This window comes from Achromobacter sp. (assembly GCF_032113835.1).
Taxonomy (GTDB): Bacteria; Pseudomonadota; Gammaproteobacteria; order Burkholderiales; family Burkholderiaceae_B; genus Achromobacter.
This window is the reverse complement of sequence record NZ_DAMCTG010000022.1, coordinates 1-24,509: the sequence shown is the minus strand read 5'-3', so window position 1 is coordinate 24,509 and position 24,509 is coordinate 1. Positions and strand designations below refer to the sequence as shown.

The 24,509-nt window shown below is 62.0% G+C and carries 25 protein-coding genes; 3 read left to right on the top strand and 22 right to left on the bottom strand.

The genetic code is table 11. The features are described 5' to 3' along the window. Positions 1-10: 10 nt before the first annotated feature. The 11 genes from rfbB (RT697_RS10655) to RT697_RS10605 all read right to left on the bottom strand — a co-directional run bounded on the left by rfbB (RT697_RS10655) (position 11) and on the right by RT697_RS10605 (position 10,040). Positions 11-1,096: a dTDP-glucose 4,6-dehydratase gene (gene rfbB / locus RT697_RS10655; RefSeq protein WP_313698738.1), complete on the bottom strand. Its 1,086-nt coding sequence runs from the start codon at positions 1,094-1,096 to the stop codon at positions 11-13. Further along, on the bottom strand, positions 1,093-2,256 hold the full coding sequence (rffA, locus tag RT697_RS10650) for a dTDP-4-amino-4,6-dideoxygalactose transaminase (RefSeq protein ID WP_313698736.1): 1,164 nt from the start codon (positions 2,254-2,256) through the stop codon (positions 1,093-1,095). The genes rfbB (RT697_RS10655) and rffA overlap by 4 nt, the downstream gene beginning before the upstream one ends. Continuing rightward, complete coding sequence (gene rfbA / locus RT697_RS10645; protein WP_313698734.1) at positions 2,253-3,140, bottom strand: glucose-1-phosphate thymidylyltransferase RfbA; 888 nt, start codon at positions 3,138-3,140, stop codon at positions 2,253-2,255. The genes rffA and rfbA (RT697_RS10645) overlap by 4 nt, the downstream gene beginning before the upstream one ends. Before the next feature lie 69 nt (positions 3,141-3,209). Then, a complete protein-coding gene (locus RT697_RS10640; RefSeq protein WP_313698732.1) occupies positions 3,210-4,106 on the bottom strand; it encodes a class I SAM-dependent methyltransferase in 897 nt (298 codons plus the stop codon). Beyond that, complete coding sequence (locus RT697_RS10635; RefSeq protein WP_313698730.1) at positions 4,084-4,482, bottom strand: GtrA family protein; 399 nt, start codon at positions 4,480-4,482, stop codon at positions 4,084-4,086. The genes RT697_RS10640 and RT697_RS10635 overlap by 23 nt, the downstream gene beginning before the upstream one ends. A gap of 34 nt (positions 4,483-4,516) precedes the next feature. Continuing rightward, on the bottom strand, positions 4,517-4,753 hold the full coding sequence (locus tag RT697_RS10630; RefSeq protein WP_313698728.1) for an acyl carrier protein: 237 nt from the start codon (positions 4,751-4,753) through the stop codon (positions 4,517-4,519). 2 nt (positions 4,754-4,755) lie between these two features. Next, positions 4,756-5,679 carry a ketoacyl-ACP synthase III gene (locus RT697_RS10625; protein WP_313698727.1) on the bottom strand — a complete coding sequence of 308 codons (924 nt, stop codon included), beginning with the start codon at positions 5,677-5,679 and terminating at the stop codon, positions 4,756-4,758. Beyond that, positions 5,676-6,293, bottom strand: a complete 618-nt coding sequence (locus RT697_RS10620) for a hypothetical protein (protein ID WP_313698726.1) — start codon at positions 6,291-6,293, stop codon at positions 5,676-5,678. Before RT697_RS10620 ends, RT697_RS10625 begins: the two co-directional genes overlap by 4 nt. Then, positions 6,293-7,207, bottom strand: a complete 915-nt coding sequence (locus tag RT697_RS10615) for a hypothetical protein (RefSeq protein WP_313698724.1) — start codon at positions 7,205-7,207, stop codon at positions 6,293-6,295. The genes RT697_RS10620 and RT697_RS10615 overlap by 1 nt, the downstream gene beginning before the upstream one ends. Next, complete coding sequence (locus RT697_RS10610; protein ID WP_313698722.1) at positions 7,207-8,208, bottom strand: glycosyltransferase family 2 protein; 1,002 nt, start codon at positions 8,206-8,208, stop codon at positions 7,207-7,209. The genes RT697_RS10615 and RT697_RS10610 overlap by 1 nt, the downstream gene beginning before the upstream one ends. Then, positions 8,208-10,040 (bottom strand): hypothetical protein, encoded by a 1,833-nt coding sequence (locus RT697_RS10605; protein WP_313698720.1) that lies wholly within the window; start codon positions 10,038-10,040, stop codon positions 8,208-8,210. Before RT697_RS10605 ends, RT697_RS10610 begins: the two co-directional genes overlap by 1 nt. Before the next feature lie 170 nt (positions 10,041-10,210). Between RT697_RS10605 and RT697_RS10600 the strand changes: the two genes are divergently transcribed. The 3 genes from RT697_RS10600 (at position 10,211) to RT697_RS10590 (ending at position 13,133) form a co-directional block, all read left to right on the top strand. Then, positions 10,211-10,780, top strand: a complete 570-nt coding sequence (locus RT697_RS10600; RefSeq protein ID WP_313698718.1) for a carbon monoxide dehydrogenase subunit G — start codon at positions 10,211-10,213, stop codon at positions 10,778-10,780. 105 nt (positions 10,781-10,885) lie between these two features. After that, positions 10,886-12,244, top strand: coding sequence for an MFS transporter (locus RT697_RS10595; RefSeq protein WP_313698806.1), 1,359 nt, complete (start codon positions 10,886-10,888; stop codon positions 12,242-12,244). A gap of 13 nt (positions 12,245-12,257) precedes the next feature. Continuing rightward, a complete protein-coding gene (locus RT697_RS10590; protein ID WP_313698716.1) occupies positions 12,258-13,133 on the top strand; it encodes a DMT family transporter in 876 nt (291 codons plus the stop codon). Positions 13,134-13,139: 6 nt separating this feature from the next. Here RT697_RS10590 and rfbC read toward each other — a convergent pair whose 3' ends face one another. The 11 genes from rfbC to RT697_RS10535 form a co-directional block, all read right to left on the bottom strand. Next, positions 13,140-13,691 carry a dTDP-4-dehydrorhamnose 3,5-epimerase gene (gene rfbC / locus RT697_RS10585; RefSeq protein ID WP_313698714.1) on the bottom strand — a complete coding sequence of 184 codons (552 nt, stop codon included), beginning with the start codon at positions 13,689-13,691 and terminating at the stop codon, positions 13,140-13,142. Then, on the bottom strand, positions 13,691-14,584 hold the full coding sequence (gene rfbA / locus RT697_RS10580) for a glucose-1-phosphate thymidylyltransferase RfbA (RefSeq protein ID WP_313698712.1): 894 nt from the start codon (positions 14,582-14,584) through the stop codon (positions 13,691-13,693). Before rfbA (RT697_RS10580) ends, rfbC begins: the two co-directional genes overlap by 1 nt. Further along, positions 14,581-15,633: a dTDP-glucose 4,6-dehydratase gene (gene rfbB / locus RT697_RS10575; RefSeq protein WP_313698710.1), complete on the bottom strand. Its 1,053-nt coding sequence runs from the start codon at positions 15,631-15,633 to the stop codon at positions 14,581-14,583. Before rfbB (RT697_RS10575) ends, rfbA (RT697_RS10580) begins: the two co-directional genes overlap by 4 nt. Positions 15,634-15,704: 71 nt before the next feature. Further along, the gene (gene clsB / locus RT697_RS10570; protein ID WP_313698708.1) at positions 15,705-16,916 is read right to left on the bottom strand and encodes a cardiolipin synthase ClsB; all 1,212 of its coding nucleotides are present in this window, start codon (positions 16,914-16,916) and stop codon (positions 15,705-15,707) included. Further along, on the bottom strand, positions 16,913-17,776 hold the full coding sequence (locus RT697_RS10565) for an endonuclease/exonuclease/phosphatase family protein (RefSeq protein ID WP_313698706.1): 864 nt from the start codon (positions 17,774-17,776) through the stop codon (positions 16,913-16,915). Before RT697_RS10565 ends, clsB begins: the two co-directional genes overlap by 4 nt. Before the next feature lie 306 nt (positions 17,777-18,082). Next, complete coding sequence (gene aspS, locus RT697_RS10560; RefSeq protein WP_313698704.1) at positions 18,083-19,870, bottom strand: aspartate--tRNA ligase; 1,788 nt, start codon at positions 19,868-19,870, stop codon at positions 18,083-18,085. A 36-nt stretch (positions 19,871-19,906) separates the two neighbouring features. Beyond that, on the bottom strand, positions 19,907-20,572 hold the full coding sequence (locus RT697_RS10555) for a DUF502 domain-containing protein (protein WP_409517421.1): 666 nt from the start codon (positions 20,570-20,572) through the stop codon (positions 19,907-19,909). A gap of 17 nt (positions 20,573-20,589) precedes the next feature. After that, complete coding sequence (locus RT697_RS10550; protein ID WP_313698700.1) at positions 20,590-20,934, bottom strand: FmdB family zinc ribbon protein; 345 nt, start codon at positions 20,932-20,934, stop codon at positions 20,590-20,592. Positions 20,935-21,140: 206 nt separating this feature from the next. Further along, the gene (locus tag RT697_RS10545) at positions 21,141-22,424 is read right to left on the bottom strand and encodes a putative Na+/H+ antiporter (protein ID WP_313698698.1); all 1,284 of its coding nucleotides are present in this window, start codon (positions 22,422-22,424) and stop codon (positions 21,141-21,143) included. 124 nt (positions 22,425-22,548) lie between these two features. Next, positions 22,549-23,445, bottom strand: coding sequence for a DUF6999 family protein (locus RT697_RS10540; protein ID WP_313698696.1), 897 nt, complete (start codon positions 23,443-23,445; stop codon positions 22,549-22,551). Beyond that, a partial coding sequence (locus RT697_RS10535; RefSeq protein WP_313698694.1) for an iron-containing redox enzyme family protein occupies positions 23,442-24,509 on the bottom strand: 1,068 nt, incomplete at its 5' end. The genes RT697_RS10540 and RT697_RS10535, both read right to left, overlap by 4 nt.

Sequence of the window (24,509 nt, the reverse complement as noted above, 5' to 3'; positions counted from 1 at the left end):
AATCAAACGATTAGGTCTTTCCCAAGCGCTCGCGCCGATAACTCCCAGCCTGTACCCGCCGGCACCAGTCCTGGTTATTCAAGTACCACTGTACGGTCTTTCGGATGCCAGTCTCGAATGTTTCGGCGGGCTGCCAGCCCAACTGACGCTGGATCTTCCCGGCATCGATGGCGTAGCGGCGGTCATGGCCCGGACGGTCTTGAACATGCGTAATCAGGTCACGGTATTGCTTGACCGGATGCTCCGCCGCGGGCGGTGCCAGCTCTTGCAGGATGTCACAAAGCGCCTGCACCACCTCCAGATTCCGTTTCTCGTTATGGCCGCCGATGTTGTAAGTCTCTCCGACTTTGCCCTTGGTGAGGACCGCGTAAAGCGCGCGCGCGTGGTCTTCGACATATAGCCAGTCGCGTATCTGGTCGCCGTTCCCGTAGACTGGAAGACGCTTTCCCTCCAGCGCGTTCAGGATCATCAATGGAATCAGCTTTTCCGGGAAATGGTAAGGGCCGTAGTTGTTGGAGCAATTGGTCAGCAGTGTCGGCAAACCGTAGGTCCGCATCCATGCGCGCACCAGATGATCAGAACTGGCTTTGCTGGCGGAATAGGGGCTGCTTGGAGCATATGCGGACGTTTCTGTGAACAAGTGGATTTCCGCTCCCTGGACATCGGCAGGGTGAGGCAGGTCTCCATAAACCTCATCCGTGGAGATGTGATGAAAGCGGAACGTCCGACTGCGCTCATTGTTCAACCCTTGCCAGTAGCTGCGCGCCGCCTCCAGCAACTGGTAGGTGCCGACGATATTCGTTTCAATGAACGCCGCCGGGCCGTCTATGGAGCGGTCGACGTGGCTCTCGGCCGCCAGGTGCATGACAAGGTCAGGTTGATGGACAGCGAACACCCGCTCCAGCGCCGCGCGATCGCAAATGTCGACCTGCTCGAACGCATAACGGGCGGAGCTGGCAACCTCGCGCAAGCTCTCCAGATTGCCGGCGTAGGTCAGCTTGTCGACATTGACAACACTGTCGCCGGTCTCGCGGATGATGTGTCGGATGACTGCCGAGCCAATAAAGCCGGCGCCTCCCGTAACCAGGATCTTCATTTCGGCCTTGTTTCTCTGGCGGCCCCGCCGACGGCATCGGCCAGGACCTTGGCAATGCCCTCTTGCTGTTCGAGCGTCAGGCCGACCCACAGCGGCAGTCGAACCAGCTGCTCCGACTGCCTGTCGGTGAATTTCAATTCGCCATGCGCGCGGCCATAGCGTTTTCCGCCCGGCGAGGAGTGCAATGGGACGTAATGGAACACCGAAAAAATATTGTGCTTCTTCAGTTCGTCGAGCACGGCTTGCCGCTCAACCTCCGGTGCCAGCAACACGTAGTACATGTGTGCGTTGTGCGCGCATTCATCCGGCACAATGGGCCGGCGCAGCATGCCCTTGGCCTCAAGAGGCTCGAGCAGAGCGTGATAACGGTCCCAGACATCGAGGCGATCCCTGGTGATCTGCTCCGCATTTTCCAGCTGGGCCCACAGGAATGCGGCGATCAGCTCGCTGGGCAGGAACGAGGAGCCCACCTCCTGCCAGGTGTACTTGTCCACTTCGCCGCGGAAAAAGCGGCTGCGGTCGGTGCCCTTCTCCCGGATAATTTCGGCGCGAACCGCCAATGCGGGATCGTTCACCAGCAGGGCGCCGCCCTCACCTGAGATGACGTTCTTGGTCTCGTGGAAGCTATAAGCTCCCAAGTCCCCGATACTGCCCAGCTTCCGGCCTTTGTAGGTCGACATCACGCCTTGCGCCGCGTCTTCCACGACTCGCAGGCCGTGGCGCCGGGCGACGTCCACGATCACGTCCATCTCGCAAGCCACGCCAGCGTAATGCACCGGCGCTATGGCTCGGGTGCGCGGAGTGATTGCTGATTCGATCAGACGTTCATCGAGGTTGAGCGTATCTTCGCGGATATCGACAAACACGGGAACGCCTCCTCGAAGAACGAAGGCGTTGGCGGTAGACACGAAGGTATATGAGGGCATGATGATCTCATCGCCCGGTTCGATATCCAGCAGCAGCGCCGCCATTTCCAGTGCGGCCGTGCAGGAGTGCGTGAGCAACGCCCTGGCGCAGCCGCTATTGCTTTCCAGCCATTCGTGGCAACGCTTGGTGAAAGGCCCGTCGCCCGCTAGCTTGTGCCCGAGCTTAGCTTCGGTGATGTAATTCAATTCCTGACCGGTGATGAACGGCCGGTTGAACTGGATTTTTTGCGTCATTGCCGTTCCCTCTGCAATCTGTGCCGCTCATCGGCCACGCCGCGCAAATACTCGCGGTACTCGCATTTCGGCATCTTCTCGATCAGTTGCTCGAACTGATCGAGGGAAAGAAATCCCCTGACCAGCGCAGCCTCTTCCGGGCAACCGATTTTTATACCCTGCCGCCGCTCGATCGCTTCGATGTACGACGATGCTTCGTGCAGGGCAGTGCTGGTGCCAGCGTCGAGCCATGCAAAGCCGCGGCTCAACCGGCGAACCTGCAATTTGCCGCGCCTCAGGTATTCTCGATTGACATCAGTGATTTCCAACTCGCCACGGGCGGACGGCTTCACCGATTTTGCGATGTCCAGCACGCTATTGTCGTAGATATAGACGCCTGGAACCGCATAACTGCTTTTCGGATTTGCGGGCTTTTCCTCGATCGAGATCGCCTTCCCCATCCGGTCGAACTCCACCACCCCGTAACGCTCGGGATCCTTGACGTGATAGGCGAAAATGCTTGCGCCTTCGCTGAAGCTGCGCACGGCGCGCGGAAAATCATCGCCACCAGAAAAGATGTTGTCGCCTAGCATCAGGATGACGTTATCCGTGCCGACAAAATCCGCGGCAATCAGAAAGGCCTGCGCGATTCCTTCGGGACGCGGCTGCTCGCGGTATTCAATCTCGACTCCCCATTGCGTTCCGTCTCCCAGCAGGTTCTTGTACCTGGGCAGATCCTGGGTGGTGGAGATCAAGCAGAACTCCTTTACGCCCGATGCGATCAGTACCGTCAAGGGGTAGTAAATCATCGGTTTGTCGAAAACTGCCTGCAGTTGTTTGCTCGAGACCTGTGTCAGGGGATACAAGCGAGAGCCCGCTCCGCCGGCCAAAATAATTGCTTTCATTCCGAATGTCCAATAAGAGCCAGGCAACCGTGCTCCCGGTCGGCATGGCGTCCGCGTATTTGACGAAAATCACCTGCGCCGAAGCACCACCAGCCTCGACCCTCCGATAGGCAAGGATATTCCCATTTTGATCAGGAACGTCTCCACTCGCATGACGGCTTCCATCACACGGTTGAGCGACGGACTCAAGGCCAAGGCCTCGTTTCCCGTCTTTTTGTTCGACCGCCGAGCCGTAAATCGCGAAAGCAGCATGAGAGGCAACAGCAACATGACGAAAGACGTGCTGTGGACGATGTCAAAGCCGGCAGCTTTGACTTTGTCGTGGAGCTCCTTCGCAGAGTAGCGCCGTTGATGGCAGGCGGCTTCGTCCACCGGGCTCCATAGCCACTGATGCTGCGGGACGGTGATCAGACATCCGCCGCCGGGCTTGACCGCTTGATAGATGTTCTGCAACACGAGCTCGTCTTCGGCTATGTGCTCGATGACGTCGAACGCCGCGACGATGTCAAATTCGGACTCATAAGGCAGCTTCCGGGCGTCCATCTGTATCAGCTCGGTATGAGGCAACCGTTTCGCGGCATAGGCAAGCCCGGCAACATGTATTTCGCTGCCCGCGGTTCTCAGAGAGGGATACTCGCGCGTGATGCCCGACAGTACGAAACCCGTTCCGCATCCGACCTCCAGCAGCGATTTGAATCCGGGGAAATACTTTCGCAAGGCCCATAGCACGATCCGATTGCGTGCCCGAAACCAGAAATTGCCTTCTTCCACCCGCGCCAACGCATCGAAATTGTGTTCATTGAAGCCGTCGTTATGATGCGCCAGCTCTGGGGCCCATGCGAGAAAACCATCTATTCGGGCGGGTTTGAAGCTGCAACTGGAGCAGCCTGCTTCCGCATCGATATTCTTCTGCCCGCACGAAGGACAAATAATCATGAAACCCTCAGCCAGGTCGGCGATTTTCAACAAAAACGTAGTATTTGAACAAAATGAAAAGAACGCCAGCCACGATAAATATTGCCGCTATCTGCACCAACTGATGAGGGAATCCCAGGCGAGTGGAAAGAAAATAAAGCAATCCTACATTTATGGAGTACCCGATAACATGCGCAATGACATATCGTCCAACTCCACGGGCGCTATGGCGCTTGGCAAACGTATATTTCGCATGCCCAAAGTATGCCAGCGTTGCTCCGATCGGATACATGAACGTGACCGCCACCTCGGGGTTGACCCCCAGCCACGTAATCAACAGGTAGATCAGGTAACCGCGCAGATTGTTCGCCAGCCCCACTAAGCCGTAACGAAAAAGCTGGGCGAACAGAGCCTTATTTATCACCATGACCGCGCGCCGAACACCGCCATTCCAGCCCCAATCAATTTAGGCGTGCATTGATGTAGGCGGCCATCTGGTCAATCGAATGAAGCCCGTCGATATCGTCATCCGAAATTTCGATTCCATACTTCTCCTGCAAGGCGAGGATCACGCTGAACATGTCCAGCGAATCGATACCCTGGTCAGTCAACTTCAAATCCGGCCGCAGCTTTTCGGGGCAGTCGACCACGTCGGCCTGGCGAATGGCGGCGACGATTTCTGCTTGCGTTACTTGCATTTTCAATCCTTGCGTTGAATAACTGTGCTAGCCCACGACAGACCGAGTCCGAATCCGCACAACAACATGCGTGCATTCCCGGGCTCCTGCATCAGTTCGCTCAGCATGAGCGGAATGGATGAGGAGACCGCATTGCCATACGTGGCAGACATGAAGGGCACCTTGACGCGGTCCACGCCCAGGCGATCGGCAATGGTATCCACGATATAGCGGCTTCCCTGGTGCAGGACAAATCGATCGACGTCGTCCAGACCAAGGCCATTTAAGGCGACCGTATCCCGGATACTCACCGGCACCTTTACGGCTGCGAAATTGAACACGGCGCGGCCGTTCATGAAGAGCACGCCATCATTGCAAGCGAGCTTGTCCGCTTCGCTGCCCTGCGTACCAAAGGTGAAGCGCCCCAGCGAATACGTCGGGTCGTCGTCAAGCAGCGTGGCCGTGGCAGCGTCGCCAAAAATCAGCGCTGTCGCCTTGTCATTCATATCGACGATGCGCGAATAGGGATCCGCCGTCACCAGCACGCCGCGCTTCAAGCCGTTGGCCTGCATGAAGGAAGTCAACACGGACAGGCCGTAGACGTAGCCGGAACATCCCAGACCCAAGTCGAAGCAAGCGCAACTGGTCGGCAGTCCTGCTTTACCATGCAATTCCGCCGAAAGATGGGGAATGTTGCGATCGGGGTTCTGCGTGACGACGACCAGCGCTTCGATCTCCGTCGGATTAACAGCGGCATCCTGCATTAATCGGGCCAGCGCCTTCGCGGCCATATCCAGGGCCCCTTCTCCGCTTTCCACGCGCGCCACCTGCCGGAAACCGATGCGCTCACTGACTTGCTCGGACGTGGAACCTAGCGATGCCGCGCGCGCGAGATTATCGACGCGGCCAGATGGAATATAGGTTGCGATCTTCTTGATGCCAATCATGATGCCGCCTTTGCGCTGAAATATATCTGTCCGAGCGTTTCCTGGCCGAGCGCCACATCGGCGCGCGTCAGTCGCGTGCCGAGGGTCTGCTTCAGCCTGATTGTCACGCCGCTGAGATCAGCAGGCAATGGCCATGCGAAACCGTCCCAACGGCAGAAAACCCAACTGGTCTGCGCCGGCTTTTCGAGCACAGCGAGGTGCAGCGCCTTGTTCATCGAGACGAGAACTTCAATCTGGCTGAAGCCGGAGATATCCCTCGAAAGCCGGATGTCGCGGGTCGTCGTGTCGATTTGACAGCAGCTTTCGATCCTGGCCTCGTCATAAGGCACTCGCGCCGCGGGCGCCCCGTCGTCCGACACGATTCGAGCCTGCATGGCCTGTCCGCCGGCTGTGAACCTCATAATGGCAACGGAATTCGCGGCGGCAATATCGTGATATTCCTCCACAACCAACCGCAAATTCACGCTCGTCATCTCGTGAATGACAAACTTGATGTCGGCCAACTGGTTGTATCCGGCTTCCGCCAGCAACCGGACGGTTTCATCAAACATTGTTGTGCCATGCACATAATTCCGTGCACCTTTAAAAACGAGCTTGAGTTTGCGATCGTTCATTAAATAGCGCCTTTGAGATAACGTGCCATATTGATCCGGTGATTGACGGCGAAGTTGCCGGACACGGACGCCCCCGGCGGCACGTCCGCCACCACCACAGAGCCCATCTTGATCTGCGCGCTTTCCCCTACAGTCAAGCCCTGGGCCACCGATGCCGACGTGCCCACCCAGACTCTGTCTGCCAGGCGGCTACGGCCAGCGATCACGCTATTGCCCGAAACCACGCAAGCATCGCTAACGTACGCGCCATGGCCGATATTGGCCATAATGCCGATCTGGCTATGCTTGCCAATATGGGTAAAGCGCCGGAAGAGCGATTTGGCTATCACCGCACCGGCCAGAATCTGGCAGCCGTCGCCGATTTCGACGCCGCCGGCATGGCGAATGCGCACCAGGCTGCCGTCCGGCCTTCGGATGGTCAGCAGTCCTTCGGCGCCAATCACCACATTGGGACCGATATCGACGTCATCGCCGATGCGGGAATAATCTTCGATGACGGCGTTCGCCCCGACCACGACGCGATTGCCGAGCCGTGATTTGGAAGAAACCACCGCCGTAGGATGTATCCGGCAGTCTTCGCCAATGCCGAAATCCATCTCGGGCAACATCGCGCCGTTTGCCGTCAGACGCAGATACAGATCGAAAAACTGCTGGCGAGGATCGTCCGCCAGGATAACCGCACCGCTGAAGTCCTTCAGTTCGTCGCCCAACGCACGCGGGCAAAGAATGGCGGAGATATGCACGTTTTCCGCTGCCATCTGTAGGTAATGCAAATTTTGGCAATAGACAAGGCTGCCCGGCGTGGAAGTATCGACCTCATCGAGAACCGAAAAGGATCCGTCCCGGAAGATTTCACCGGCAGTAAAAAAATCGCCGACCTGCAAATGATGGTTATTGGGTTGATCTGATTGCATCACAGGCGCTCATCAAACACGGAAAACTGCTGGATCTTGCTGGACTCTTCGACCATGCGGCCCAGATACTCGCCGAGTATGCCGAGCGCCAACAGGATATTGCCAGAGAGAAAAGATACCAGCACAGCCAATGATGCCCAGCCCGGCAACGCATAGTCCCCCATCATCGCTCGAGCCGCCACCCAAAGGGCATAGGCCATGCTCAACAGACTAATGGTCGTGCCCCACCCCACCATAAAGCGTAAGGGCATGTAGGAATGGTTGATGACCAGATACGAAAGAATCTTGACCAACTTATTCAACGAATAGGAGGTGGGCTTGCCATCGCCTCGCGGTGCATGGCGGATGTCGACATTACAGATCAGAGAGTGCGGCACGGTCTGGAACAGCATCGCCGCGATATGGGGATGTGCACCTTTGTAGGCGGTGAGCCGGCGCGCGACATTGAGCGTCATCGCCCGGAAACTGGAAAGGCGCAGAGAAGCGGGTTTGCCGATGATTTTGCCCGCAAGGTGCTGGTTAACTCGTGAGCCGACATTGCGCCACCAATGATGCTGCTTCTCCGCCCGGCCTATTCTCCCGATGACCAAGCATTGACCGGCATTCAATTGTTCCACGAACAATGGCATATCCTCGGGATAGCATTGCAGATCGTCATCGATTGTGAAAACGTAGGCCTTGCTCGCGTAGCCCAGCCCGCAAAGCGTCGCGTGCTGCTGCCCATGGTTGCGTGCGAAGCGGATGCACTTCACCCTGCTGTCCGCGGCATGCAAACCGACCGCGATATCCCAAGTACCGTCGGAACTGGCATCGTCGACTAGAATCAATTCCCAATCGTCCGTCAAGGCATCGAGTTGCGCACTCATTCGGGCGTAAAAGGCGCGCAGGCTGCCCGAACTGCGAAAGACCGGCACGACGACGGTGATTCCACCTGCGGCGTTGGCCTTCTGCGAAAAGCCATCAAAGCGGGCAACATTCCCAGTTTTCATTTCGTGAAGCATTATTGGCCCCTAGCCGCGCGGCACGATTGTATATTTTCCTGCTGCGTTGACGGTGCATACAGGTACTGCTTTCGCCGTTCGACATAATCACCCGCTCCCGAGGCCGAAACCCAGCTGCCGGCGAGCCGGTAATCGCCCGGAAATTTGATGCCTTGCAAGGCCAAGAGATCCACTGAAATGCTGCGCGGTCCGTCTGGTTCAAAAAGAACCCAGGCGGAAGCTATTTTTTCGCAATCCACCAGCCGAAGTGCAGCGGCAGCGCGTTCCAGGCTGCCAGGATATCCACCAATTATCCAAGCTTGGCCAATGCTTTCTGCCCCCAGTACATACAATATCCCTGGAGATTGCCCGGACAGATCGAGCACCGGCATTCCCGGTTCAAATCCGGCTGATCTTGCTGCTGTAGTAGCGCTTTCTATGTAAGCCGCGTAGTCGGCAGACAAGACTAGTTTGGATTGTTGATGGGAGCCGATTTCCAACACTTTTTCATTGGTGCGGAGAGGCTCTGGTTGGCGATACGGCCGCTCCCATCCAGTCACCAAAAGCGTCGCCATAACTGCTTGAACAACCAATGCGAGCGGCAGCACGAACGTGCAATTCAATCTATTCCGCCCCATCCGCACCAGCATTCCCACACCTCCGAGAAGCCAGAAAATTCCTGCCCAGCTGCCCACTTGCCAATAATTGTTATTGGTGCCAAAAGCGTAGATGTGGGGCATTACAAAAAATAGCGCAACCAGTACCCACTGCTCTAGGGTGATGTTTTTTAATCCTTCCGCTCGACCAATTGCCAAACCCGACAAAATCGTGGCGCCCACAACACCAAAAATCAATAACCTCTGGAACAGACCAAGATTTCTCACCGGATGAATTTCACCGGCAATCAGGCTCGCAATATAGACAAAGGCGGCAAGCGCCACAAAAAGGGAAATTATCTGCCCAATTCTATTTGCCCCAATCGCGCCCCCTGTGGCGAGAAACGATGCAACTCCAACGAAAACAACAGCCTGCTTGGCGCCTTCAGCAAGCTGAAAATCATCGATGCGCAAGATCTGCATCAATGAGTGGCCGCCACCAAGCAGCTGATTAAATTCAATACCCAGTTGGAGCCGCTGTACGATGCCTCCCACTGAGCCGTCAATCACCAGTGCACTCAGGAAAAGAAGAAACGCCACGACTACCGCAGCAAGTAGCGCCAACCGAATCGTGAGCTTTCGCGAAACCAGCAGATACACGAAAGCGCCTATAGCCAACGCTAACGCCGTACTGGGCTTGGCCATGAAAGCCAACCAACCCCCTGTCGCCAGCATTATCCAGCCGGACACGCTTGCCGCAGTCGACTTTTTCCCAGCCAAGACCAAGCCAATACTGGCAAGAAGCAGCGCTTGGAGCGCCAAGCTGTTGTAGCTCGGCGTTATCAGCCAGGAATCAAAAATAGCGAAGACACTGGTAGCCAGACCCGCCGCAGCTACGAGCAGGGCAATCCGACTTTCTTCATCCTGCAATGCGAACGATTTAAACAACGCATACACCAAGCCCCAGGCCAGAACGAACGTAAGCAATACATTAGCCCGCCTGAGGGCGGCAATATCGCCGCCAACAATTGCGTAAAGGGGATGATAAATAAAACCGAACTGGCTCGTCGATCCATCATAAATGAAGGGATTCGATACCCAATTCAAATAAAACCCCTCATCGGTAAACTCGATGCCGTAAGCGCTGTATTTGAGGGACCAGATCAGGATCAACAACGTCCCTGCTGCGGAAAGCCCGATCAATGCATTGCGAAGAACGGCAGCGCTGGCACTTGATGTAGTTTTGTTTTGAACCATTTGGCGTTGCTCGTTCAGCAACTCTTTGAGAATCGAGGAATGGGGGTCGAGACGCGACAAATGCCGCTTGAATGCTCACTTGCCGCGAAAGCCCTTCCCCAGTCTCTTGGCGTTTCGTTGCTTCTAGTCCACAATGAATTGTCTGCGACGCACCACACGAGGAGACAGCCATGCGCATTGTAGATGCTCAGTGGATTCCTTCAACTCAGCACCAGACGTGGGATGCGTTGATAGATCCCGAAGTCTTGCAGCGATGCATACCGAATTGTGTCCAGGTTGTTCAGCGCAGCCCGACCGAGTACACGGTCACACTGCGGGCCAAGGTCGCTGGGATCGACACCGACTATGACGGCGAGATCCTGATGGCTGACGTAAATCCCTACAACAGCTGCACGCTAGCCTTCGAAGGCAAGGGCCGCGCTGCTTGCCTAGCCATTGGTACGGCACAGATCAATCTCAGCGCCAAGGACGACGGCACGCGGCTGACCTATACCGTGGCCTGCATGGCGGGCGGCAAGCTGGCGGAATGTGGCGAGGATTTGCTGGTGAAGGCCGCCGACAAGATCATCCAGAAGTTCTTCGCTTCCTTCATTGACCATATGGCGGGCCAGCCCAGGCTGGCACCTCCGCCTCCACCGGCAGAACCCGAACCGCGCGGGCTGTCCAATTCCCGATGGTCCTGGATCATGGTGGTGCTCGTCATCGCGGTTTTCTGGGGTTACCACGCGCTCTACAAGTGAAAGCCCTGAAGCCCCGGTGATATGCTTTGCGGCATGACGACGCCGCCCGATTCACCGCCATCACCTCCACCTGCAGCTCCCGCCCACACCCGACGCGACCTGTTGATGGGAATGGCGGGGGTTTCCGCAACCGTCGTGCTGGCCGCGCTGGATTCCACCATCATCAGCACCACTCTGCCGCGCGTGGCCGAGGCGCTGAACGGCATGGCGCTCTACGCCTGGGTCGGCACGGGCTATCTGCTGGCCACCGCGGCTTCCATCCTGATCTTCGGCCGGCTGGGCGACATGTTCGGCCGCAAGCCCTTGATGCTGGTGTCGGTGCTGATCATCGCGCTAGGTTCCATTGCCTGTGGCCTGGCGCAATCCATGACCCAACTCATCGTCTTCCGCACTTTGCAGGGGGTGGGCGGAGGCATGATGATCGCCACGGCATTCGCCGCGCCGGCGGATCTGTTTCCCGACGCCAAGCAGCGAGTCCGATGGATGGCACTGGTGTCCGCGGCCTTTGCCATGGCCAGCGGCATCGGCCCGGTGCTGGGCGGCGCGGCCACGCAGGCCCTAGGGTGGCGCGCGGCGTTCTTCATCACGCCTATCGCGGCCGCTGCCGCCTTCTTCCTGCTCGCGCGCTATTTTCCGCGCATCCGGCCCATCCACGATGGTAGCCGCAAGATCGACTGGCTGGGCGCCATCCTGCTCGTGCTGGCGGTGGGTGCGCCGCTGGCCGCGCTGGAGCTTGCATTTGCCAGCGGCGAACACGCTCATCCAATGCTCGGCCTGACGCTGGCGCTGGTCGGCGCCGCCGCCATCGCCATCCTGATTCCGACCGAACGTCGCGTGAAGTCGCCGATCTTCCCGCTGCGCGTCTTGTCCGGCCGCGATCCGCGCCTCTTGAACGTGGCGGCGATGATGGTGGGCGCGGTGATGTTCATTCTGATCTTCTACAGTCCGCTGCTGCTGCAGCAGGTGTTGGGCTATACGCCCAGCCAGGCGGGTCTGCTGCTGACGCCGCTGGTGGCCGCGATCTCGGTCGGCAGCATCATCAACGGCCGCATGTTCCCCAAGCAGACCGAGCCGCAGCGGCTGATGGTGTTCGGTGGCGGCCTGTTGGCGGCCGGATCGCTGATGGTGCTGCTGATTTCGCCGGGCACGTCGGCGTGGTGGATCTTGTCCGCGTTCTTCGTCAACGGTTGCGCGCTGGGCTTTCTGCTGCCCAACCTGACGCTCTTCATGCAGATGCTGAGCGAGCGTCGCGACGTAGGCGTGGCCTCGGCGCTGGTGCAGACCACGCGCGCCATCGGCAGCGCGTTGGGCACCGCGGTGGTCGGCATCCTGATTTCGCACAGCACGGTGCTTTCCGGCGTGCGCACAGGGCTGGTTCTGTGTATCGTCCTGTCCCTGACCTGCGCGCTGCTGGCGCACCGGGTGAAGATGCGAAACCTGGTCACGAGCCGCGGACAGGGTTGATTTCGAGCTGAACATGCAACGCCGCGATCTGCTGGACCTGATGATTCTTGCCGCCGTCTGGGGCGGCTCGTTTCTTTTCATGCGCGTTGCCGTGCCCGAGTTCGGGCCGGTGGCCCTGATCGAGCTGCGCGTGGGACTTGCCGCGCTGTTTCTGCTGCCCGCCGCGATCTGGCGCAACAAGCTGCCGTTGATAGCGCGACGCTGGAAAGCCATTCTCGTGGTCGGCACTTTGAATGCGGCATTGCCCTTCCTGCTTTATGCCTATGCTGCCCAGTCGCTCGGCGCGGGGTTCCTGTCGGTCGCCAACGCCGTGACGCCGGTGTGGGGCGCCGTCATTGGCTGGCTGTGGCTGAAAGACCGGCTGCCCTGGACCCGCTCGCTGGGGCTGCTGATCGGCATGTCCGGCATCGTCGTGCTCGTCTGGGACAAGCTCGACTTTCAATCCGGCGGAACCGGCTTTGCCGTGCTTGCCGCCATCTCCGCGCCGGTCTTCTACGGCGTTGCCGCAAACTGGACGAAGCGGTTCCTGACGGGGGTGGATCCGTTGACCAGCGCGACGGGCAGCATGGTGTCGGCCGCACTGGTCCTGCTTCCGGCGGCGCTGGTCACCTGGCCGCAGCAGCCGGTCTCCTGGGAAGCCTGGGGTGCGACGGTCCTGCTTGCCGTCGTCTGCACCGGCGCCGCGTACATCGTGTTCTTCCGGCTGATCGCGAACGTCGGCCCCACCGGCGCGGTCAGCGTGACATTTCTCGTCCCCATCTTCGGGGTCGTCTGGGGCGCCTGGTTCCTGGACGAAGCCATCACCACGCCGATCCTTGCGGGCGCGGGCATCATCCTGGTTGGAACCGCGCTTGCGCTGGGACTGGTCGGGATGAAACGCCGGATCTGACCCGGTTCAGCCCACCACAATCCGGGGCGCTTGCCCCAAGCCGAGGCCTTCGCGGTCTTTGTCCGACAGGATCGGCCGGCCTTGCGCCGGCCAGGCAATCGCCAGCGCCGGATCGTCCCATCTCACGCAATGCTGGTGCGCCGGCGCGTACGGCGCGGTCGTCTTGTAGACCACGTTGGCGTAGTCAGACAGCACCAGAAATCCGTGTGCGAAGCCTTCCGGCAGCCAGAGCTGGCGAAGGTTCTCCGATGACAGGATTTCGCTTGTCCATTGGCCGAACGTGGGCGATCCCTCGCGCATGTCCACGGCAACATCGAAGATCTCGCCTTCCGTGACGCGCACCAGCTTTCCCTGCGGATGCAGCGTCTGATAGTGCAGGCCGCGCAGGACATGGCATCGCGAATGCGACTGGTTGTCCTGCAGAAAATGGACCGGACGGCCAACCGCCGCATCGAAGACCGATTGCACATAGGTCTCGACGAAGTAGCCGCGCGCGTCCTGATGCTTCACGGGGTCGATGCGCAGGACATCGGGCAGGGACAAGGGCGTGATGCGCATCAGTGCGGCAGCCGGGTAAGAAGATTCATCAGGTATTGGCCGTAGCCGCTCTTGACCAGCGGCCGGGCCAGCGCTTCCAGTTGCGCCGCGTCTATCCAACGCTTGCGGAACGCAATCTCTTCCGGGCAGGCGACCTTCAGTCCTTGCCGGCGTTCGAGCGTCGCAATGAACTGCGATGCATCGAGCAGGCTGTCGTGCGTGCCCGTATCCAGCCAGGCATGGCCTCGTCCCATGATCTCCACATTGAGCGCGCCCAGGTCGAGGTACGCCTGATTCAGATCGGTGATTTCCAGCTCATTGCGCGCGGACGGGCGAATCCGGCGCGCCAGTTCGATGACCCGGTTGTCGTAGAAATACAGCCCGGTCACCGCGTAATTGGACTTGGGCGACGCCGGCTTTTCCTCGATGCGCAGCGCGTTGCCCTGCGCGTCGAACTCGACGACGCCGTAGCGTTGCGGGTCCTGCACATGGTAGGCAAAGACGGTGGCGCCCGTCTGCCGCGCCATCGCCCCAGCCAGCAGTTGGGGGAAGTCGTGCCCGTAGAACAGGTTGTCGCCCAGCACCAGCGCGCACGGCGCCTGCCCGATAAAGTCCGCCCCAATCAGAAACGCCTGCGCCAGGCCTTCGGGCGCCGGCTGCACCGCGTATTTCAGCGACAGTCCCCACTGCCCGCCATCGCCAAGCAACTGCTGAAAGCGGGGCAGATCCTCGGGTGTCGAGATGACCAGGATCTCGCGTATGCCGGCCAGCATCAGTGTGGACAGCGGGTAATAGATCATGGGCTTGTCGTAGACAGGCATGAGCTGCTTGCTCACCGCGAGGGTCGCGGGATGCAAGCGCGTTCCCGACCCGCCTGCCAGGATGATGCCCTTGCGCGCGACCGTTGCCGTCATGGCTCATCCCCTTCGAATGGCTGCGACCGGGTGGCCGCCTTCTGCAGCCATTGCGGGTGATCCAGATACCACCTGACGGTCTTTTCCAGGCCCGAGGCAAATGTTTCGATGGGCTGCCAGCCCAGTTCCTTCCGCGCCTTGCCCGCATCGATGGCGTAGCGGCGGTCATGACCGGGCCTGTCGGCGACCAGCGCGATCAGCTCCCCGTACGCGCCGCCATCGGCGCGCGGGCGCAAGGTATCCAGCAAGGCGCAAACGGCAGTGACGACCTCCAGCGTGGTGCGTTCGTTTCCCGCGCCCAGGTTGTAGGTCTGACCGGGCCGGCCCTTTTCCAGCACGCGGCGCAAGCCGTCGCAATGATCGGCGACGTACAGCCAGTCCCGCGCGTGCAATCCATCGCCGTACACCGGCAGGGGCTTGCCCGCCAACGCGTTGTGGATCATCAGGGGAATGAGCTTTTCGGGATACTGCCGGGGACCGAAATTGTTGGAGCAGTGCGTCATGAGCACCGGCAATCCATAGGTCTGCGCCCACGCCCGCACCAGGTGATCACCCCCTGCCTTGCTGGCGGCGTAGGGGTTGTTCGGCTGATAGGGGCTGGCTTCGGTAAAGCCCGGGTCGGCGGGCGCCAGCGAGCCGTAGACTTCGTCCGTCGAGACATGCAGGAAGCGGAACGCATCGCGCTCGGCGCCGTCCAGCCCGCTCCAGAACGCGCGCGCGGCTTCCAGCAGCCCGAAGGCGCCGCCCACGTTGGTGCGGACGAAGTTGCCGGCCCCCGCGATCGAACGATCGACGTGCGTTTCCGCCGCAAAATTGACGATGGCGCGCGGACGGTGCTCGCGCAGCACCTCGGCCACCCGATGCGTGTCGGAGATATCCGCCACGACCAGGACATGGCGCGGGTCGTGTGCCAGGCCGGCGAGATTGGCGCGATTGCCGGCGTAGGTCAGCTTGTCCAGAGTAACGACCGTCTCATCGCCATGCGCCAGCCAATCCAGCACGAAGTTGGATCCGATGAACCCGGCGCCCCCGGTGACGAGAATACTCATTGCGTTGTGCCTGGTCGGAGGGTGCCCCTCCAAAACGCGTAGTTTACTGCCCTGCCGCCCCGCGCCCGCGTTCAGTATTTGTCCGACGTACCCGTGAACGCCACACCAATCCTAAGCAGCGCATACGACGCCGCATCGATCCACCGCCGCACGAATCCCCGGCGCTGATAATCCAGTGGCCGGATGAAGCGGCCGCCCTCGCGAATGGCGGTTTCAAGGCGCTCCTGCAGGTCCCAGGCGAACGGCTGGCTGTCGACCACGACATTGGCCTCGCGCGCCAGCAGCAGGCTAAAGGGGTCCAGGTTCGACGACCCCACGGTCGCCACGTTGTCGATCACCGCGACCTTCGCGTGCAGGTAGCTCGGCATGTACTCGTAGATCTCGATGCCGTCGCGCAGCAGCTTGTCGTACAGCGACCGCGTGGCGTGATACTGCATCCGGTATTCGACCTTGCCCTGCAGCAGCAGGCGCACGCGCACGCCGCGGGCCGCGGCCTTGGCCAGCGCGCGGCGAAAGCGCACGCCCGGAAAGAAGTAGGCATTGGCGATCAGGATGTCGCGCCGCGCGCGCGAGATGCCGAACAGGTAGGCGCGCTCGAATGTCCTGCGGAAACGCAGGTTGTCGCGCAGCACCAGCGCGGCGCGCAGCATGCCGCCCGGCGGCGCGGGCACGTCGCGCGGCTTGAGCAGCTGCAGCCGATGCCAGTCGCGCGGATGGCGGCGCAGGCGCGCCCAGTTCAGGCGCACCCACAGGAGTTCCTGCGCATGCGCGGCCTGCGTGACGAGCGGGCCTTCGACCTGCACGGCGAAATCGAAACGCGGACCGGTCAGGCCGTCGGTGGGATCCAGGTCGTCGTAGTCGTCAATGACGTTGATGCCGCCGATGAAGGCTATGTGGCCATCGACGATCGTGACCTTGCGATGCAGGCGCCGCAGGCGGCTGCGTGACGGCACAAAGCGCGCGAACCAGCGCGGCTCGGGCCGGAAGATGCGGCACTGCGCGCCGGCATTGGTCAGCGCGGTGCGCACGCGCTCGCCATGCAGCGCGCTGCCGAAGCCATCCAGAACCACGCGCACCTTGACGCCGCGGCGCGCGGCCGCCGACAGGCATTCCAGCACCTTCGTGCCGGTGCGGTCGAGCATGAAGATGTAGGTTTCCAGATGCACGCTGACCGTGGCCGCGTCGATCGCCGCGCACAGCGCGGGAAAGAAGTCAGCGCCGTTCTGGAGCAGACGGATATCGTTGCCCTGCACCCACTCCAGCCTGTCCTGCTCGTCCTTCACGGGAGTTCCAGCTCCGCGAGCAAGGGGGAATGATCGGACAGCTTGGCCCACTCGCGGCCGCGCAGCACGCGGGCGCTGCGCACGGCAAAGCCGCGCTGGTAGATGCGGTCCAGGCGGAACCACGGAAACACGGCAGGGAACGTGCGCGGCGGCGCCTGCAGCCGAGAGCTGCCGTCCATGCCGAGCTGGTTGTTGCGCTCCATGACCGAGACGCCGCTGCTGGGTAATCCGCGCAGCGCGTTGGATAGCCGTTTGACCGAGTCGCGCAGGCGCGGCAGGTCGCCGCCGTGGCTGCGCGGGGCATGCGAAAACACTTCGTATAGCCCCAGCTGCTGCACGAACATGGGCGCCAGACGATCGTTCCAGTCGTTGAAATCCCCGGCGATCAGGATGGGCTCGCCATCGGGCACCATGCGCTTGATCCGCTCGGTCAGCGCAAGGATCTGGCGGCTGCGGCTGCCGGCAAAGAGGCCCAGGTGCACCACGAAGCAATGCACCGCACGATCGCCCACGTCGATGCGCGCATGCAGCAGCCCGCGTTGCTCGAGGCGGTGGTCGGAGATGTCGAGGTTTTCGTGGTCGAGGATGGGATAACGCGACAGCAGCGCGTTGCCGTGGTCGGTGGCGTGGCGGATGGCGTTGCGGCCATAGGCCACATCCAGCCGCAATGCCGCGGCCAGCGATTCGTGCTGGGCGTCGAGCAGCGACTTCTGCTCGTTGCGGCCCTGGACCTCCTGCAGGAAGACCAGGTCGGGGCGCAGGCCGTACAGGCCCAGGCGAAGTTCATTGAGGGAGTCGCGCCGGCCCAGTGCCGAACGGCCCTTGTGTATGTTGTAGCTGACGACTCGGATGAGCGACATGGAAGCAATGGCGCCTTTCAAATCTTGAGAACCGCCGGCCGGGTCCCGGTAGGTCCTCTGGCCAGCCGCCGCCGTGGTTGGCGGCGTTAGCCAGATTACTCCATTTCAGCCGGGTGTTCCCATCTTTGCGGCATGCGGTCACGCCAGACTGACCGACCAGACACTTGAAACCTGCAGTTGATTCGGGCGTGGCGCCCTGTGCGGATCGCGCTTCGAGCACACCGCCGCGGATCCGGCGCTGCCGGTCCGCCAGCGGCCCCCGTCAAGAGGGCCGCCGGGGGGGAGCGCCAACGGCGCTCCGGGGCGTTACGCTTTTTCGACGTTGCGCAGGCGGATGTGCAGCTCGCGCAGTTGCTTCTCGTCGACTTCCGACGGCGCTTGCGTCAGGAGGTCCTGGGCGCGCTGCGTCTTCGGGAAGGCGATGACGTCGCGGATCGATTCGGCGCCGGTCATCATCGTGACGATGCGGTCCAGGCCGAAGGCGATACCGCCATGCGGAGGCGCGCCGTACTGCAGCGCGTCCAGCAGGTAGCCGAACTTCTCGCGGGCTTCCTCGGCGCCGATCTTCAGCGCGCGGAACACCTTGCTCTGCACTTCCTCGCGGTGGATACGGACCGAGCCGCCGCCGATTTCCCAGCCGTTCAGGACCATGTCGTAGGCCTTGGCGAACGCCTTGCTGGGATCGGTTTCCAGGAAGTCCTCGTGACCGTCCTTGGGGCTGGTGAACGGGTGGTGAGCGGCGGTGTAGCGGCCGTCTTCCTCGTCGTATTCGAACATCGGGAAGTCAACCACCCATAGCGGCTTCCAGCCGGCCGTGAACAGGCCCGTCTTCTTGCCGAACTCGCTGTGACCGATCTTCACGCGCAGCGCGCCGATGGCGTCGTTGACGACCTTCTCGCGGTCCGCGCCGAAGAAGATGATGTCGCCGTCCTGGGCGCCGGTGCGCTTGACCAGTTCAGCCAGCGCGGCGTCGTGCAGGTTCTTGACGATGGGCGATTGCAGGCCGTCGCGGCCCTTGGCCACTTCGTTGACCTTGATGTAGGCCAGGCCCTTGGCGCCGTAAATGCCGACGAACTGGGTGTAGGCGTCGATCTCGCTGCGCGACATTTCGGCGCCACCGGGCACGCGCAGGGCGACCACGCGGCTGCCGGGCGCCGTGGCGGCGGCGGCAAACACCTTGAAGTCCACGTCGCGCATGACGTCGGTGATATCGGTGAACTCGAGCTGCACGCGCAGATCGGGCTTGTCCGAGCCGTAGCGGCGCATGGCTTCGGTCCACGGCATGATCGGGAACGGCGACGGCAGGTCGACGCCCTGCACCACCTTGAACACGTGGCGGATCAGGTTTTCGAAGATTTCACGGATTTCGAATTCGTTCAGGAACGAAGTTTCGCAATCGATCTGCGTGAATTCCGGCTGGCGGTCGGCGCGCAGGTCTTCGTCGCGGAAGCACTTGGTGATCTGGTAATAGCGGTCAAAGCCCGAGACCATCAGCATCTGCTTGAAGAGCTGCGGCGACTGCGGCAACGCGAAGAAGTGGCCGGCGTTCACACGCGAGGGCACCAGGTAGTCGCGCGCGCCTTCGGGCGTGCTCTTGGCCAGCATGGGCGTTTCGATGTCGATGAAGCCCAGTTCGTCCAGGAACTTGCGGGTTTCGATGGACACGCGGTAGCGCAGCATCAGGTTGCGCTGCATTTGCGGACGGCGCAGGTCCAGCACGCGGTGCGTCAGGCGGGTGGTTTCCGACAGGTTGTCGTCATCCAGCTGGAACGGCGGCGTGACCGACGCGTTCAGGATCTCGACTTCCTTGCAGAGCACTTCGATTTCGCCGGAGGCCAGTTCAGCGTTGGCCGTGCCGGCCGGACGCTCGCGCACCAGGCCGGTGACGCGGACGCAGAATTCATTGCGCAGGCGCTCGGCGGTGGCGAAGGCGGCGTTGTCCGGATCGAACACGATCTGCGCCAGGCCCGCGCGGTCGCGCAGGTCGATGAAGATGACCCCGCCGTGGTCGCGGCGGCGGTTCACCCAGCCGTACAGGGTGACGGTCTGGCCGAGATGGTCACGGCAAACCTGGCCGGTGTAGCAGGTACGCATGCGGGATGACTCCGTTTTGTGCTTGGTGTGTAAGGGTTACGAATCGGCGCGGGGTGCGTCCTGCACGCCCGGCGCCGGAGAGAGCGCAGCCGGCCGGACCACGGGCGTTGCCGCCGGGACCGGGGCGACCACGCCCATGGAAACGATGTACTTCAAGGCCGCGTCCACGCTCATCTGAAGGTCAATGACCTCGGCGCGAGGCACCATCAGGAAAAAGCCGGACGTGGGGTTGGGGGTCGTCGGCACGTACAGGCTGATGTGGTCGCCAGGCAGGCTGTCGGCCACTTCACCACTGGGCGTGCCGGTGACGAATGCGATGGTCCAGGCGCCTGCCCGCGGATACTGCACCAGCACCGCGCGGCGAAATGCCTGTCCGTTGGGGGCAAGCACGGTATCGCTGACCTGCTTGACCGAGTTGTAGATGGAGCGCACGAGCGGGATGCGGCCGAGCAGCGTTTCCCACTGGTCCACCATGGTGCGGCCGATCAGGTTGGCGGCGAACACGCCCGTCAGAAGCACCACCACGATGACCAGGACGAAGCGGAAACCGGGAATGTCGATGCCGAACAGCGATTCGGACGACAGGAAGCCAGGCACGAACCCTTCGAGGGTGGCGACCAGCAATCCCAGTACCCACACCGTGATGACCAGGGGAACCCAGATCAGCAGCCCGGTGATGAAGTACTTCTTGATGACGCGCATCCGCATCGCGATGCGCTCTAGGAAGCGGCGCTGCCGGCAGCGGGCGTCGCCGGGGCGGGGGCTGCTGCAGGCGCTGCAGCCGGCGCGGCGGCGGGCGCAGCGCTGTCAGCGGAGGCCGGCGCGCTTGCCGGGGCGGCGTTCGGGTTGCTGCCGTTGCCGCTGCTGCTGTTGCCGCTGCCGTTGTTACGGAAGTCCGTGACATACCAGCCGGAGCCCTTGAGCTGGAATCCAGCCGCGGTCACCTGCTTGGAAAACGTGCTTTGGCCGCATTCGGGGCAGACCGAAAGCGGCGCGTCGGAAATCTTCTGCAAGACGTCTTTGGCATGGCCGCAGGCGCTGCACTTATAGGCGTAGATGGGCATCGATGGCTCCCAGGCGCAAGCCCGGCATATCGGATTCCGCCTGCTGGCGCGCGCGGGCGCAAGGCTCGGCGGCTGGGCAAAGGCCGGAAAAATACGGGAAAGTCTTGAATTTTAGCGGTTTTTCATAAAGCGTCGGAGTCCGGCCCGGCCCGCTGGCCGCCAGCGGGCGACCGGGGCGCGGCCTCTCCGGTGCGGGCGGCCCTTTCCTACACGGGAAGCAGGAACATCACGGCGGCCACCAGGGTCGGTCCCAAGGCGCACAGGAACAGGCGCCCGGACGAAATGCTGCCGTCCGGGAAATGGTTCTTCAGAATCGCGAAACCGGCCGGATTGGGCGCGTTGGCGATCACCGTCAGCCCGCCGCCCGTGACGGCGCCGGCCACCAGCATGTAGCGCCAGGCCTCGCTCGTGCCTTCGACCAGCGACCCCAGATAGGTGAGCGCCGCGTTGTCGGTGATGGCCGTCAGCGCCGTGGCTCCCCAGAAGAGGACAAAAGGCTCCAGCCCGCCCAGCAGGTCCTGCAGCCACCATTTCTGCAATCCGCCCAGCACCACGAGACCGGCCAGGAAGAAACCCACCATCAGGCCTTCCTTGATCATCAGGCGGTCCTGATGCCGCTTGTAGGCCTCGGAGAATCCGATGAACATCATCAGCAGGCCCAGGAAGATGGCCGGATGGTGCGCGGTCAGCACGATGGCGACCAGGAACACCAGATGCACCAGGATCACGATGGCGGGCACCGGCGCGCGCTTGCCGGCACCGTCCGGCGCATCGACGCCGCCGCGCGTGCCCACCGCGCCTTCGAGCAGCGCCTTGCGGCAGATGAAGGTCAGCAGACCCGCGTTCAGGAAGACCGCCAGCGCCGCGCGCCAGCCGAAATGCTGCAGCATGAAGGCCGAATCCCAGCCGAACGTGCCGGCCACCATCAGGACGGGCGGCGCGGCGTAGGACGTGAGCACGCCCCCGATGGAGACGTTCACGAACAGCACGCCCAGCGTCAGGTACTTGAACCCGGCCCGGCCGCTGCTGCGAAAGTAGGCATCGCGCAGCAGGATGGCGGCCAGCGTCATCGCGGCGGGTTCGGTGATGAACGAACCGCCCAGCGGCACCAGGGCCATCACCACGAAAAAGGTCGAGAGCTCACGCGGCATGGGCAGCACCCGCGCCACGATGCGGACCAGCAACCCCACCAGCTCAAGAATCGGCCGGCTGGCCGCCACCACCATGATGACGAAAACGAACAGCGGCTCGGTGAAGTTGCGCGTGTCCATGTAGTCGATGGCGGCCGACGGCCCGGCTAGCGCGGCCATGGTCACGATCAGCGCAAAGGCCCAGACGCCGAAAACAGCCTCGACCTCGGAAAACAGATGCCAGAAGCCCGCGTGCGGTCCGCCCCGGTGCGCCAGGCGCGCAAAGAAGGGAACCGAGAAGGTGTGAAGAACCGCCACGGCGAACAGGAGGGTGGCGATGACTTCTAGCGTCTGGGGCATGTGCAGCAATTCCTATGACGCCCGGCGGATACGCGCTCCGGCGGGCTTGTCGGACAAGCGTCGCAATATAGCCCAGCGGCCCGCCGGTGTAACGCAGGGTCAACACTGATCCCTGCCGCCTTTTCTACGCGATCGGGGCCGGCGGTTCGGCGCCCGCCTGCGCCGCCTTCATCTCCATTAGCAGGCTGTGCAGCATTTCCGTGGACAAGCCATGCAGCACCAACCGGTAGCCCGCGCGCAACGTGGACATCGGCACCAGCGGATGACTGTTGTTGACCAGGATCAGGTGCTGCGGCGCGCCCAGCAGCTTGGCCGCATAGATGCCGACGGTTTCATCGAGCTGCAGCGAATTGGCCGCGCGCCAGAAGTCGTTGTCGGTCAGCAGGAGCTGATACAGCGGCGTGAACAGCTCGATGGCGCTTTGCAGGTCCAGGAAGTTCAGCTTGCCGTGCGGCATGTCCTCCAGCCGAATCGGCGGGTCGCGCAGCATGGAAAAGTCCACGGTCTGCGGCGCGTGCATTTCCACACCCGCATCGCGCAGCGCCTGGTTCAGCCGGATGACGAAGTTGAAGAGGTTCAGGTCGTGCTTGACGAACAGATCGTCCTTCAGGTCGTCGATCGTCATCGGCTCGAGCGGCGTCGTGGTGACCGGCACCGGCGAGTTCGCCGCGATGAACGCCAGCGCCTGCGCCCCCAGATGAAAATGCCGCAGGATCAGCCAGTTGGCCTCGGGCGACACGAAGCGCTTCAATCCCCACGCCAGAATGCGGTGCAGCACCCGGGAATGCGACCAGCGGCGCGGCAGGAACGTCTTGACGACCTGGATCAGGATGATGAACGCCCGCGCAAGCGGCCGCAGGAACGGCAGCAGATACTGGCGCGACGCACAGCTGGAATCCGTCAGCCAGGCCTTCTTGACCTTGTCGGGCAGCGGCGTGCTGCGGTCCAGATACAGCGCGAGCCAGGGGCTGGGATCCGCGGGATCGTGTTCCCGGGCAAGGAATTCGGGCTCCTTGTTCATGCCGCGTCCGCCTCCATCACGTGATGAAACTGCATCAGGTAAAGCGCCGCCGTGCGGCGCGCCGTGTCGACGATGCGTTGCTCGGCGCGACCGTCCTCGTCGCAGTCGAGCGCCAGCTCCACGGCCGAGAGCCAGCGCGCCAGATGGTGCTCGTCGTTGTGGCCGTGGTACTCCAGGAAGCGGAAGGCGTCGGGCGGCAGCTTCAGGCTGGCCTTGAGCAGCGGCAGCAGCGCCGGCACGATGCGCTGCCCCGTGCCTTCGATGATGTAGATCGCGCCCAGGAGCCCGATCGGATCGCGCGTGGCGGCCAGGCTGTGCAGGTAGGCATTGAGCGCTTCGCCGCCGGGATTGCGGCGCAGGGCGTCGAGGCTGTCCACGGTGCCGCCGGCGGTGCGGTAGTCCTGGAACAGGATCTGGAAGTCGTTCTGCTCCTCGCCCGCGTGCATGTCGATCAGCGCGGCCAGCGGCGCGTACTGCTCGGTCAGCGACGCAGCGCCTTCGCGCATCCACTTGCTGCCTTCGCGCACCTGCGGAATCCAGTTCTCCATCCACGTCAGGTAATCCGCGGTCTGGAACTGGCGGTTGCGCAGCCGGCGGACCACCGGCGTGCGCCACACGCGCGAGCGGTAGTCGTGCCAGATCGCCGCCAGTTCGGTCAGCAGTTGGCCCAGGCCTTGCGGCGCCATGTCGGGGTCATGCGGCGGCGCGATGGCCTCGGCGTCGGCGGACGCCGCGTCCTCGCGCGCGGCGGCGCCCGGCGTAGCGACGCCCGGCGTAGCGACGCCCGACGCGCCTGCGGCAACCGCGGGTTTTGCGTGCACCGCTTCAGCTTCCAGCAGCATATAGGCCGCCATGAAGCGCCCGGATTCGGGGATGTAGCAGAAGATCTGCTCGCCCGGCTTGACCTCGCGCGTTTCCAGGAACTCGGCCAGCATGATCATGATGGAAGCGGCGCCCGTGTTGCCGCGCCACGCCAGGTTGCTGAACCAGCGCTCGCGCGGAATCACCAGGCCGGCCTTTTCCATCAGGTCTTCCACGACCGGGATGAATTTTTCCGACGAGTA